Source organism: Stenotrophomonas sp. SbOxS2 (assembly GCF_013416715.1).
GTDB lineage: Bacteria > Pseudomonadota > Gammaproteobacteria > Xanthomonadales > Xanthomonadaceae > Stenotrophomonas > Stenotrophomonas lactitubi.
This window is the reverse complement of the sequence record NZ_JAAVXD010000001.1, coordinates 460,666-473,006: the sequence shown is the minus strand read 5'-3', so window position 1 is coordinate 473,006 and position 12,341 is coordinate 460,666. Positions and strand designations below refer to the sequence as shown.

General features: G+C 66.9%; 11 protein-coding genes. 4 read left to right on the top strand and 7 right to left on the bottom strand.

The window, feature by feature from the left end:
- The first annotated feature begins 19 nt into the window (after positions 1–19).
- The 4 genes from HFK18_RS02290 (at position 20) to HFK18_RS02275 (ending at position 4,423) form a co-directional block, all read left to right on the top strand.
- On the top strand, positions 20–586 hold the full coding sequence (locus HFK18_RS02290; RefSeq protein ID WP_025879336.1) for a TetR/AcrR family transcriptional regulator: 567 nt from the start codon (positions 20–22) through the stop codon (positions 584–586).
- The gene (locus tag HFK18_RS02285; protein WP_180164107.1) at positions 586–2,259 is read left to right on the top strand and encodes an MFS transporter; all 1,674 of its coding nucleotides are present in this window, start codon (positions 586–588) and stop codon (positions 2,257–2,259) included. The genes HFK18_RS02290 and HFK18_RS02285 overlap by 1 nt, the downstream gene beginning before the upstream one ends.
- A gap of 10 nt (positions 2,260–2,269) precedes the next feature.
- The gene (locus HFK18_RS02280) at positions 2,270–3,433 is read left to right on the top strand and encodes an HlyD family secretion protein (protein ID WP_100464157.1); all 1,164 of its coding nucleotides are present in this window, start codon (positions 2,270–2,272) and stop codon (positions 3,431–3,433) included.
- Between the two features lie 207 nt (positions 3,434–3,640).
- Positions 3,641–4,423: a hypothetical protein gene (locus tag HFK18_RS02275; protein ID WP_180164105.1), complete on the top strand. Its 783-nt coding sequence runs from the start codon at positions 3,641–3,643 to the stop codon at positions 4,421–4,423.
- 85 nt (positions 4,424–4,508) lie between these two features.
- Here the strand turns inward: HFK18_RS02275 and HFK18_RS02270 are convergent, their stop codons facing one another.
- The 7 genes from HFK18_RS02270 to creB all read right to left on the bottom strand — a co-directional run bounded on the left by HFK18_RS02270 (position 4,509) and on the right by creB (position 12,315).
- On the bottom strand, positions 4,509–4,994 hold the full coding sequence (locus tag HFK18_RS02270; protein WP_025879333.1) for a Fur family transcriptional regulator: 486 nt from the start codon (positions 4,992–4,994) through the stop codon (positions 4,509–4,511).
- 34 nt (positions 4,995–5,028) lie between these two features.
- Positions 5,029–6,432 (bottom strand): glutamate--tRNA ligase, encoded by a 1,404-nt coding sequence (gene gltX, locus HFK18_RS02265; RefSeq protein WP_049466461.1) that lies wholly within the window; start codon positions 6,430–6,432, stop codon positions 5,029–5,031.
- A gap of 153 nt (positions 6,433–6,585) precedes the next feature.
- Positions 6,586–8,178, bottom strand: coding sequence for a M28 family metallopeptidase (locus tag HFK18_RS02260; RefSeq protein WP_100551978.1), 1,593 nt, complete (start codon positions 8,176–8,178; stop codon positions 6,586–6,588).
- 131 nt (positions 8,179–8,309) lie between these two features.
- Entirely contained in the window at positions 8,310–8,720 is a 411-nt protein-coding gene (locus HFK18_RS02255; RefSeq protein ID WP_180164103.1) for a hypothetical protein, read from the bottom strand.
- A 10-nt stretch (positions 8,721–8,730) separates the two neighbouring features.
- Positions 8,731–10,044 (bottom strand): cell envelope integrity protein CreD, encoded by a 1,314-nt coding sequence (gene creD, locus HFK18_RS02250; RefSeq protein WP_180164101.1) that lies wholly within the window; start codon positions 10,042–10,044, stop codon positions 8,731–8,733.
- A gap of 81 nt (positions 10,045–10,125) precedes the next feature.
- Positions 10,126–11,586, bottom strand: a complete 1,461-nt coding sequence (gene creC, locus HFK18_RS02245) for a two-component system sensor histidine kinase CreC (protein ID WP_180164099.1) — start codon at positions 11,584–11,586, stop codon at positions 10,126–10,128.
- A gap of 3 nt (positions 11,587–11,589) precedes the next feature.
- On the bottom strand, positions 11,590–12,315 hold the full coding sequence (creB, locus tag HFK18_RS02240) for a two-component system response regulator CreB (RefSeq protein WP_100551975.1): 726 nt from the start codon (positions 12,313–12,315) through the stop codon (positions 11,590–11,592).
- Positions 12,316–12,341 lie beyond the last annotated feature (26 nt).

The following is a 12,341-nucleotide window of genomic DNA, read 5'->3' as shown; positions in this document are numbered from 1 at the left end:
TTTGTCCGAAAATGAAGCCATGACCACCCAACGTGCCGATGCTGCTGCCCGCCGAGCCCTCATCCTCGATGCCGCCGACCATGTGTTCGGCCAACATGGCGTGACCGCGCCGCTGGACCTGGTGGTCGAGCGTGCCGAAGTCGGCCGCGCCACCCTGTACCGCAACTTCCCCGACCGTACGGCGCTGATCCAAGCGCTGCTGCAGCGCACGGTCGACCGCATCCGCCGCCAGGTCGAGCAGCTTGGCGACCGCGACGACGCCCTGTTCGAGGTGTTCGAAGGCATGGCCCAGCGCATCGTCGATTCGCCTGCGCTGGCCGACTACTGGCGCGCGGTGGATTCGGATGTTCCGGCCATGCGCACCGCACGCGAGACCGTGCGCGACCTGCTGGAAGCGCCCATCGCCCGCGCCAAGGCCGCTGGCCTGTGCCGGCCCGACCTGGAGAAGACGGATATTTCACTGATCTCGGGCATGCTGGGTGCGGCCCTGCGCGGCAAGACCCGCGATGAGCGCGCCCAGTTGGCCGGGCGTGCCCTGCAGCTGCTGCGCGGGGGACTCCAGGGAGCAGCCAGCGGGGAACGCTGATGGTGCAGCCGTACCTCAAGCCGGTGCCGGATTGGGAGGAGCACGAGAAGCCGACCATGCCCGGTTCGGCGTCGATGCCGTGGCACCCGCCCTATCGGCGTGCAGCCTATGCACTGGTCTCGCTGCTGGTGGCCATCACCGGCGGCCTTGGCAACGCGCTGGTAACGGCCAACCTGCCTTTCCTGCAGGGGCAACTGTCACTCACGCCCACCCAGGGCAGCTGGCTGGTCGCCGCCTACGCCATGGTCAACGTGACCGCCAATCTGCTGGCCTTCAAGTTCCGCCAGCAGTACGGCATCCGCCTGTTCGCCGAGATCGGCCTGGGGCTGTATGCGGCGCTGGCGGTGCTGCACCTGTTCGTCGGTAGCTTCGAGACCACCATGCTGACCCGCGCCGCCAGCGGTTTCGCCGGCGCGGCATGTTCGACGCTGGGTACGCTGTACATGCTGCAGGCACTGCCGCGCCGTTTCACCGGCAACCTGCTGGTGGTCGGCGTTGGCCTGTCGCAGTTGGCGGTGCCGATTGCCTGGATCGTCTCGCCGGGCCTGGTCGATACCGGTCAATGGCACCAGCTGTATTCGTTCGAAGCAGGGCTGGCACTGTGCGCGTTTGCCGCCGTGGTTGTGCTGAAGCTGCCACCGGGCATCCAGGTCAAGGCCTTCGAACCGCTGGACTTCCTCACCTTCGCCCTGCTCGCACCCGCCGTCGCCCTGCTGGTGATCGTGCTCGCGCAGGGCTACACGCGCTGGTGGCTCAACACGCCGTGGCTGGGCTGGGCGCTGATCGCCTCCATCGCGCTGACCACCACCGCCCTGATCATCGAACACTACCGGCGCAATCCGCTGCTGCAGATCCGTTGGCTGGCGACGCTGCCGGTGATGCACTTCATCGTCGGCGCCTTCCTGATCCGCTTCCTGACCACCGAACAGTCCTACGGCGTGGTCAACCTGATGCGCACCCTGGGCATGGGGCCGGACCAGATGCGGCCGCTGTTCGTGGTGATCCTGGCCGGCGTGGTCACCGGCATCGCCGGCGCGGCGATCACCTTCGGCCCGAAGCGGCTGATCGCGCAGCTGCTGATGGCGATCCTGCTGCTGGGCGCGGCCGCGTTCTTCGACCAGCACCGCACCAGCCTGGATCGACCACACGACTTCTACGTCAGCCAGTTCCTGGCCTCGGTGGGCGCCGGCATGTTCATGGGCCCGCTGATCATGCTCGGCATTTCGGCCGCGCTGAAACAAGGCGTGGACCACATGATCACCTTCCTGGTGACCTTGTCGATCACCCAGACGCTGGGCGGACTGGCCGGCTCGGCAGTGCTGGGAACCTTCCAGCTGCATCGCGAGCAGCTGTATTCCAGCGCCCTGACCAGCCAGCTTGATCCCGCCGACCCGGTGGTGGCGCAGCGCCTGCGCCTCCAGCAGCAGCTGTACGCCGCGCAGATCACCGACCCGGTGCTGCGCAGCGCACAGGGCAGCGCGCAGCTGGCACAGACCACCCGCCGCGAAGCCAACGTGCGTGGCTTCAACGATGTGTTCACCCTGAGCGGCTGGCTGGCAATCGGCTTCCTGTGCTGGTTGCTGCTGCTGTCGCTGCGTACTGCCGTGCGCAAACAATGGCGCAAGCGCCATCCTTCCTCCTCCGCTGCGGCTGCGACCGCGGCACCGCGCTGAGTCCATCGCCATGCCTCCCGTCCCGCCCCGTCCAGACGACACCGACGCCGCCGAGAACGTCACCCCGCCACCGCCCACCGATGCAGCACCTGCGGCGACGCCGGCCGCGCCGGCCGCCGCACCGAAGTACCTGAAACCGAGTTCGCGCAGCGTGGTGGTGATGGTGGTGGTGGCGTTGCTGGGCATCGCGCTGATCCTGCGCGCCTGGCATCTGTGGCCGTTCACCAGCAGCGTGATGGTGACCGACAACGCCTATGTGCGCGGGCAGATCACGGTGATGGCGCCGCAGGTCAACGGTTACGTGACTGAGGTGCTGGTGAAGGATTTCCAGCACGTGAAGCAGGGCGAGCCGCTGCTGCGCATCGACGACCGTATCTATGCGCAGCGGGTGGCGCAGGCCCAGGCGACGCTGGACAGCGCGCGCGCGGCGCTGGCCAATTCGGACCAGTCACAGGCGCAGAACCGCGCGCAGATCGCTTCGGCGCAGGCCACGCTGTCGGCGGGACAGGCTGAGCTGCAGCGCTCCCGCAATGAGGCCAAGCGCTACGAGGAGCTGGCGGCGCAGCAGCTGGTATCGATCAACGACCGCGACAAATTCCGCACCAGCCAGGCCTCTGCACAGGCCAGCGTGCAGCAGTCGCAGGCGCAGATCCGCATCGCCGAGGAGACCCTGGTCTCGACCCAGGTCTCGCGCAAGAGCCTGGAGGCGCAGGTGGAAAGTGCGCAGGCACAGCTGGAACTGGCGCGCATCGACCTGGCCAATACGGTGATCCATGCACCGCGCGATGGGCAGATCAGCGAGGCCAGCGTGCGCGTGGGCCAGTACGTGGCGGCCGGTTCGCAGCTGCTGTTCCTGGTGCCGGATGCATTGTGGGTGGTGGCCAACTACAAGGAAGGCCAGACCTGGAAGATGGCGATCGGGCAGCCGGCGTCGTTCTCGGTGGATGCGTTCCAGGGCCAGGTGCTGCGTGGCCGCGTGGAAGAGATCGCGCCGGCCACGGGCTCGGAGTTCAGCGTGCTGCGCCCGGACAATGCCAGCGGCAATTTCACCAAGGTGGTGCAGCGGTTGCCGGTGCGGATCTCGATCAACGGGGAGCAAGAACTGGCGGCGCGGTTGCGGCCGGGCATGTCGGTGATCGTGCGGGTGGATACTGCGACGAAGCCGATGGACTAAACGCTGGCCTGCTTGACTGCGCGGCTTCGTCGAAGGCAGCAACCGGCGGAGCCCCTCGTGGCTGATCGTTGCGGTTGGATTGGTGGGATTGGCCGGGTGGGTGAGGCAGGCGGGACACGCCGTGAACCCATCCCTGGGGGCTCGTAGGCGCCATCCATGGCGCCTGCGGTCCCGCCTACCCCACCCACCCGGCCACGGACAGGTTCCGTGCGCGTCAGCCACGTGAATCAAAGGATGAAAATCAAAAGCGAAAGCGCGCGGCTCCGCTTTTTTTGTAGTGTTGAGCCATGCTCGACTGCTTTGCTGCAGGAACAGACGACAACGATGAAAATCAACGCACTGGCCCGCAAGGCGGCCAAGGGTTCTGCGCCACTGGAGCATGGCGGTGCGGTCGAGGTGGAAGACTTGATCGGCTTCGTGCTGGAGCATGGTGCCGAAGGTGCAGCCGAGATTGAACGTCTGTGCGCGCTGCATGGCTGGCGCGAGGAGTTCCAGTACAACGGCGATGGCACGCATTTCGCGCCGATGGCGCCGTGGGCAAGGGCTTGTGCGGCTTTCGGCCATGGCGGCGTGGCGGCGATGTTGCCGCTGCTGGATCAGCCGCGCATGGCGAACTACGCGATCGGGGTGCTGGAAGAGGTGCGCAGCGAGGCTTCGGTTGCCGCCCTGCTGGCGTTCTGCGGACAGGCCGATTTCAGCCAGGATGATCCCACGTCAGCTCCTTGGCGGGCGTTGGCTGCGCTGAACGTGCTGCTGTCGTTCGACAAGGGTGTGGCGGTGTCTACGGATATCCAACAGACGTTGCTGCAGCGTGTGCAGCGCGCGTGGGGCCAAGCGCCGACGCCGCAACGCCAGTGCATGGCGCTGTATGCCGCGCGCGGCGCACGCGTTGCCGAGGCGTTGGACTGGGTGCAGTCACGGGTGCTGGAGGATGCGGAGTTGATCGCCGCACGCAAGGCAGTGCTGAAGCATCTGCGCAGGCATCTGTGAGATGGGGTCAGATCCCTTTGCCACTGGCAAAGGGATCTGACCCCAATCGCGAGGATGCCGGCCAGCGGCCGGCACTACCGTTCCGTCAGCCGGCGCAGCGGGCGCAGAGCCCGTGCACTTCCAGCGTCTGTGCCTGCGGCTGGAAACCGAGTTCCTTGGCCCGCTTCTCCAGCTGGGTCACGATCTCGCGGTCTTCCAGTTCCACCGCGCTGTGGCAGCTGTTGCAGATCAGGAACGGCACCGAATGGGCCGCACTGCTGGGATGGTGGCAGGCCACGAAGGCATTGACCGATTCCAGCTTGTGCACGAAGCCATTGGCCATCAGGAAATCCAGCGCGCGGTACACGGTAGGCGGGGCATCAGCGCCCACACCCTTGCCGTTGCGCACCCACTCCAGCAGCTCGTAGGCCTTGACCGGCTTGCCGGCCTCGGCGATCAGCTTGAGCACGTTGGCGCGGATCGGGGTCAGGCGCAGCCCGCGCTCACGCGAGACACGCTCGACCACCGCCACGAAATCCGAAGCGTCGTGGACATGGTGGTGCGGGGCCGTACAGGCGGTTTTGGCGGACATGCGCGTTCTCCAGTTCGGGCGTGGGCCGGTGGGCTCAGGCCGTTGCTACCTTGGTGATGGCCACATCGATGCGTTTCAAGGCCTGCTCGCGGCCGGCCAGGTACACGGTATGGGAAATGTCAGGGCTGACCTGGGTGCCGGTGATGGCCACGCGCAGCGGCTGGGCGACCTTGCCCATGCCCATTTCCAGCGCCGCAGCTGCATCGTGCAGGGCCACGCCAACAGCCTCGGCGGTCCACTCCGGCAGGGCTGCCAGCAGCTCGCGGGCCTTGCCCAGCGGCAGTTCCGCACCGGCCTTGAAGTGCTTGGCCACGGCCGCTTCATCGTACTCGTTCAGCGGCTGGTACCAGACCACGGCCTTCTCGGCCATTTCCTTCAGGGTCTGCACGCGCTCGCGCAGGGCGATCACCACGTCCACCGGCGCCGGTCCAGCGGCCACGTCCAGGCCCAGCTTCTGCAGCTGGTAGACCAGGTGCGGCGCGATCGCGGCCGGTTCCTCGGTCTTCAGGAAGTGCTGGTTGACCCAGCCCAGCTTGGCCATGTCCAGGCGAGAGGCCTTGGAATTGCAGTCCTTCACGTCGAACAGGTCGATCAGTTCCTGGCGGCTGAACAGCTCCTGGTCGCCATGCGACCAGCCCAGCCGGGCCAGGTAGCTCAGCAGCGCGTCGGGCAGGTAACCGGCGTCCTTGTACTGCATCACATCGGCCGCGCCGGTGCGCTTGGACAGCTTGGCGCCCTGCTCGTCCAGGATCATCGGCATGTGGCCGAACTTCGGCACCGGCGCGCCGATGCCTTCGTACAGGTTGATCTGGCGCGGGGTGTTGTTGATGTGGTCGTCGCCACGGATGACTTCGGAGATCTTCATGTCCCAGTCGTCCACCACCACTGCGAAGTTGTAGGTGGGGTAGCCGTCCGGACGGAAGATGACCATGTCATCCAGTTCGCTGTTGGCGATCTCGATACGGCCCTTGATCAGGTCATCGAACACCACCGTGCCTTCAAGCGGGTTCTTGAAGCGGATGACGCGGTTCGGGTCGTCCCGGTACGGCAGCCCCTGCTCGCGCGCGGCGCCGTTGTAGCGCGGCTTTTCCTGCCTGGCCATCGCGGCCTCGCGCATGGCATCCAGCTCTTCGCGGGTTTCATAGGCGTAGTACGCCTTGCCGTCGGCGATCAGCTGCTCGGCCACTTCCTTGTACCGGGCGACGCGCTCGGTCTGGTAGAACGGACCTTCGTCGTAGTCCAGGCCCAGCCACTCCATCGCCTCCAGGATGGCGTCGATCGCGCCCTGGGTGCTGCGTTCGCGGTCGGTGTCCTCGATGCGCAGCACGAACTCGCCGCCACGATGGCGGGCCTCCAGCCAGCAGTACAGCGCGGTGCGGGCGCCACCGATATGCAGGTAGCCGGTGGGACTGGGGGCGAAGCGGGTGCGGCAGGTCATGGAGGGCTCGAGGAACGGGTATCCCCCGATTTTACCAGCCCTCCGTCCCCTGCGGAAAAAGGGGACGGAGGGGATCAAGTCGCTACTCCCCCGCTCCTGCGGGGATGCGCGGGCAATGGAGGGGAAATACGACCTGACCCCTCCGTCCCCTTTTCAGGGCTCGGGCTTGCGCGGGAAGGGCTGCTCGCGCATGGCGGCGTGGTAGGCGAAGGAGGCAACGATGGCAGCGGCCTGCTTCAGGTCTTCCGGTTCCGCGTGGTCCCACGTGTCCAGGTGGCTGTGGTGGACGTTGCTGAAATAGTCCAGCTTGTCCTGGATGAACTGGAAGCCCGGGAGGCCGATGCGGTCGAAGCTGATGTGGTCGGTGCTGCCGGTGTTGCGGGTGGCCACGGTGGTTGCACCCACGTCATGGAACGGGGCGAGCCACGCTTCGAAGATCGGCATGGCCGCCAGGTTTTCCTGTGCGTAGATGCCACGGAAACGGCCCGAGCCGTTGTCCATGTTGAAGTAGACCTGGAACTTGCCGTAGTCGCGGGTCTTCTGCAGGGCACCGGTCGGTTCGCGCAGCGAGGCCGGCAGCGCCTTCTGCGCCGGGTCGGTCGGTTCGGGGAATCGACCGAAGTGCTTGGCCACGTATGCCTGCGAGCCGATCAGCCCCTGTTCCTCGCCACTCCACAGCGCAACCCGGATGGTGCGCTTGGGCTTGGCGCCGCTGGCCTTGAGGATGCGCATGGCCTCCATCATCACCGCCACGCCGGCCGCGTTGTCGGCCGCACCGGTGCCGCTGTGCCAGGAATCCAGGTGCGCACCGATCATCACCACTTCGTCGGGCCTGCTGCTGCCGCGGATCTCGGCCAGCGTGTTGTAGCCGGGCTGGTCCGCTTCATCGGTGAAGCGAGCGGCCACATCCACGCGCAGGCGCACGCTCTGCTTGGCTTCCAGCGCGCGTACCAGCGGATTGAAGTGCTCGGCGATCATCGCCAGTTCGGGAATGCCGACCGACTCGCCGGCCTTGCGCGAGCCACCACCGGCCACGCGGATGATGCCGTTGTCCCAGCTGCTGATGCTGATCGAGGCCAGCGCCCCTTCTTCGACGAAGAACGCGTTGACCTTCGCCGCCAGCGCCTGCTTCTCCTGGTATTCCTTGACCCGCTTGGCACGGTCGGCGGCCACGTCCTTGTCCTTGGGCAGGGTGAACTCCTGCAGGCCTTCCAGCGAGGTGGCGTCGTGCCGGTGCGAATCGGCGTCGGTGCCACGCTTGTATTCGCGTGCTTCGCCCAGCAGCAGGATCTTGCCGCGCAGCTTGCCGCGATATTTCTCGATGTCCTCAGGCTTCTTGATGTCCACCTGCAGCAGTTCGCCCTCGACCGGGCCCCTGGTGCCCGGCGTCCACGCCTTGGGCAGGGCATGCAGCGGCTGCACGCGATCGCCCAGCATCTCCACGCTGGCCGAGGTGAATTCCCAGCCACGGCCGAATTCGTCGAAGGCTTCGTCGTGGACATTGTCCAGCTTCCATTCGCTGAACTTGCCACGGGTCCACGCATTGGCGCGGCCCATCGCCGGCGAATTGGTCAGGCGCGGCCCGATGCGTTCGGTGAGGTAGCTGAAGGTGTCCATCACCTGCGATTTGTGGAACGCCTGCTGCCGGATCTTGCCGACCATGTCCAGGTCCACCGGCTCGCGCTGCTGCGCCACCGCATTGCCACCCATCGCCAGCGCTACTGCCAGCACGCCCCACTTCAGCACATCGCACCCCTGCCCTTCGGCTCGATCATCAACCGGTCGAGTCTAGCCAGCCAGGGCGCCGGGCCCCCGTCCCATCGGTCATGGGCATCTGGTAGATCCACGCCATGCGTGGATGGGGCCTTGCGCGGCTGTCACCCCTTCCACCCGAGCCACAGCTGCGCACGCTCCGGCAACAGCAGCAGCCAATGCCGCTGGTCGATGCTGCTGCAGCCAAACACGGTGGCGTGTTCCGGCCACTCCGCAGGCAGCCCGTCGATGCCGATCTCCGACAATGCCGCCGCCCCGGCCTTCCATGGCCGGTAACGGGGCACCTCGCCCGCGAGCGCTCCGCGTCCGTGCCGCGCCTCCCGCAGCCAGTCCAGCCCACGCCGCTGCAGTCCCTCGCAGGTGATGGCGGCCAGCTGGAAGCGGACCAGGCCGGGGGCGATCCGTGCCCCCGGCAAAGCCGCCAACACCCCATGCGCCTGCAGCAGCGCATCCACTTCCAGCAGGGAGGGAATGCCCTGTCGTGCCCGTTGCTGCAATCCTTGGCGCCAACCCATGGCGTGCTCCTTACTTCTGCTCGGCCAGGGCATACCAGTCGACCCGACGGGTCACCCACATCGCCAGCGCCAGGATCACGAACAGCAGCAGCGAGCCCATCAGCAGTGCATTGTTTTCCGACACCAGCAGCCCATACAGCGCGCCGTACAGCACGGTGAGCATCGCGGCGAAGCCCAGGCCGCGCTTCCAGTGACCCAGCACGTTGGCCAGGTACACCGCCTGCAGACTGATACAGGCCAGCGCCGAGACCAGGTAGGCCTGCCAGAAGGCGATGTGCTCGGACAGGCTGATCAGCAGCAGGAAGAAGATCGCCAGCGCCAGGCCGACCATCAGGTACTGCAGCGGGTGGATGCGCAGCGACTTGATCAGCTCGAACAGGATGAAGCCAACGAACGTCAGCACCACGAACAGCACGCCGTACTTGGAAGCGCGGTCGGCCTGGGTATAGGTATCGACCGGGTCCACCAGCGAGACCTGCACCGCCTGCGCGTCCAGGTCATCGCCTTCGTGCAGTCGCTGCTGCGCGTCCGATGCCAGCGAGGACACGGCCCAACGTGCATCGAAGCCCTGTGCATTCACACGCCGCTCGTTGGGCAGGAACGCACCGGCAAACGACGGGTGCGGCCAGCTGGAGCGAAGGGCGATCTGGTTGTCATCGCCCACCGGCACCACCGACAGCGAGCGGCTGCCATCGAGCTGCAGTTCCAGTTCCACGCTGCTGGCCGCCAGGGTGCCTCCGCTGCGCGAGATGCCGGCGATCGGTGCATGCAGCCCACGGCCCAGTGCGGATGCGCCGGCCACGCCCGGCAGCAGCTTGACCTGCTGTCCATCAACGCGCAGGTTCGGCGTACCGACCAGGCCGCGCGCATCGGACACGCCCAGCGCGATGTAGGCCTCACCATAGGTCGTGCCATCGTGCTCCGGGTAGTCATCCTCGCTGAAGGTCGCCTTGAGCTGGCCATTCCAGCTGTACACCGGCACCTTGAACAGGCCGACCGAACGCTGGCCTGGCAGCAGCTCGCCGCTGATCTGCAGGGTGGCCGGCGGCTGCAACCAGTAGCCCTGGGTGGTCTGCAGCTCGGTCTTCTTGTTGCCCTGCGCATCGACCACTTCCACCAGCTCGCGCTTGGACCACGGCACCACGCGCACCGGCCCGACCACGCGCTGGGTACCGGCACGGCTTTCGGCCACCCGCGAATAGGCCTCTTCGCGATAGGCGCTGCGCTCGGTGATGACGCTGCGGATCAGGAACAGCGGGATCAGCAGCAGCAGGATCAGGCCGCCGACAATGGCGAACCGCAGCAGCATCTTCAGGGATTTCATCGTCCGTCCTCGTTGGAGAGGACTGCAGGATGGATCGCTGCGGTGAGCAGGGTTTGTGGCGAATTTGAAGCGAGTGTGAAGTCAGCGCCGCTGGCGCTGCCCAGGTATCGCCAGCGGCAGCCACAGGCTGGCCACGGTGCCGCCTGCTTCGCGCGGCTGCAGGCCGGCGCGGCCGTCATGCAGGCGCGCGACTTCCTGCACGAAGGGCAGGCCGAGGCCGGAACTGCGGCGGCCGGTGCCGGGTCGGGCCAGAGAATAGAAGCGTTCGAACACGCGCTCGCGTGCGTAATCGGGAATGCCCGCGCCACGGTCGGCAACCTGCAGGCGTACACCCTGCCCGTCCAGCTGTGCATCCAGCTGCACCTGTGCCCCGGGCGGCGAGAACGCAATGGCGTTGTCGATCAGGTTGTGCAGCGCTTGCCGCAGCAGATAACCATCGCCCTGCACGCGCAGATCAGGGACTTCGTCGATAAGCAGCTCGACACCGGCGGCCTGCGCGCGTACCTGCGCTGCCGTTGCGGCTTCCTGCAGCAGCGCGGGCAAGGCAATCGGATCACGGGTCTGCAACCAGCCGTGCTGCTCGACCTCGGCCAGCGCCAGCAGCTTGTCGATGGTTTCGGTCAGCCGCTCCTGCTGGTCGACGATGCTGCGTGCGAAATGCGCGCGGTCGGCGTCGGCCATCGGCTCCTGCAGCAGTTCGGCCGCACCGCGGATCGCCGCCAACGGACTTTTCATCTCGTGGGTCAGCGATTGCACATACTGTTCGACGTACGCCTTGCCTTCCAGCTTGCGCCGCATCGTCTCCAGCGCTTGGCCAAGCTCGCCGATCTCATCGTTGCGGCGCTTGGGCGGTGGCACCGGCTCACCGGCGCTGACTGCCCGCGCATAGCGGCTGAGCTGGCCCAGGCCGTTGGTCAGCCACATCGTCACCAGCACACCCACCAGCGCCGACAGGCCGATCAGCCACGCGCCGCGTTCGATGATGGCGCGCTGGCTGGCGGCAATGAACGGGTCGATGCTGCGGTTGGGCTGGGCCAGGCTGAGCACGCCGATCAGGGTGCTGCCATCGACCGGGTCGTACACCGGCGCGGCCACGTGCATCACCGTGTTGCTGTCATCGCCCGGCGTTTCCGGGCTGGAGCGCGCGCCGTACTCGCCGCGCAGCGTGCGATAGACATCATTCCAGCGCGAATTGTCGCGGCCCACGTCGCGGCCCAACGAGTCGTAGATCACGATGCCCTTAGCGTCGGTGATCGTCACCCGGTAGTCCAGCGCACGCTTGGGGAAGCGCCAGACCATGGCCTTCAGGTCACGCTGCCGGGCCTTGGCCAGGTTGCGGGTGAAGCTGCCGTTGCGGATGGTGCCGGCCTTGACGTCGGCGGCAGCCATCTCGGCCAGCACATTGGCCGCGTCCACCAGGGTCGATTCCATCGCCTGGCGCACGCCCGGCTTCACTTCATTGACGAACACGCGCATCACGAAGAACGCGGCGATGCCCACGATCAGGAAGAAGCCCAGGAACAGTTTCAGGACCAGACGCACCCGTCAGACCTCCAGGGCGTAGCCGAGGCCGCGATGGGTGCGGATCGGCTCACCGCTGGCGCCGGCCGCCCGCAGCTTGGCGCGCAACGTCTTGACGTGGGTGTCGACGGTGCGGTCAGCGCTGTCGGCGGCGCTGTCCCAGCCACGGTCCATCAACTGGGCGCGGCTGAGGATCGCGCCGGGGCGCTGCAGCAGCGCTTCCAGCAGGGCATATTCATAGCGGGTCAGGTCCAGCGCGTGGCCCTGGAAGCGGATGCGGCGGCCTTCACGATCGATGGCGAAGGCACCATGTTCCTGCCAGCCGGTCTCGGCACCCGAGGCGGCCGGAGCGGGCGTGGCACGCCGCAGCCGGGCACGCACCCGCGCCACCAGCTCGCGCGGCGAGAACGGCTTGGCCATGTAGTCGTCGGCCCCCAGCTCCAGGCCCAGCACGCGGTCGAGTTCGTCGTTGCGTGCGGTCAGGAAGATCACCGGCACCTGCGCCACCGGCCCCGGCAGGGCGCGCAGCCGGCGACAGACCTCGAAACCACTGAGGTCCGGCAGGCCGACATCCAGCACCACCAGGTCGATATCGCCGGCCTGCAGCTGCTGCAGGGCTTGCCCGCCCAGCAGGCTGTGGCTGGCCGCATAGCCTTCGCTGCGCAGCGCATAGAGCACGGTTTCGGCGATGGCCGCTTCGTCTTCAACCACCAGGACATGGGTAACAGGCGCTGTCATGGCGCGCAGCATAGCCGCTGCGGCCCTCGCCCCGTACA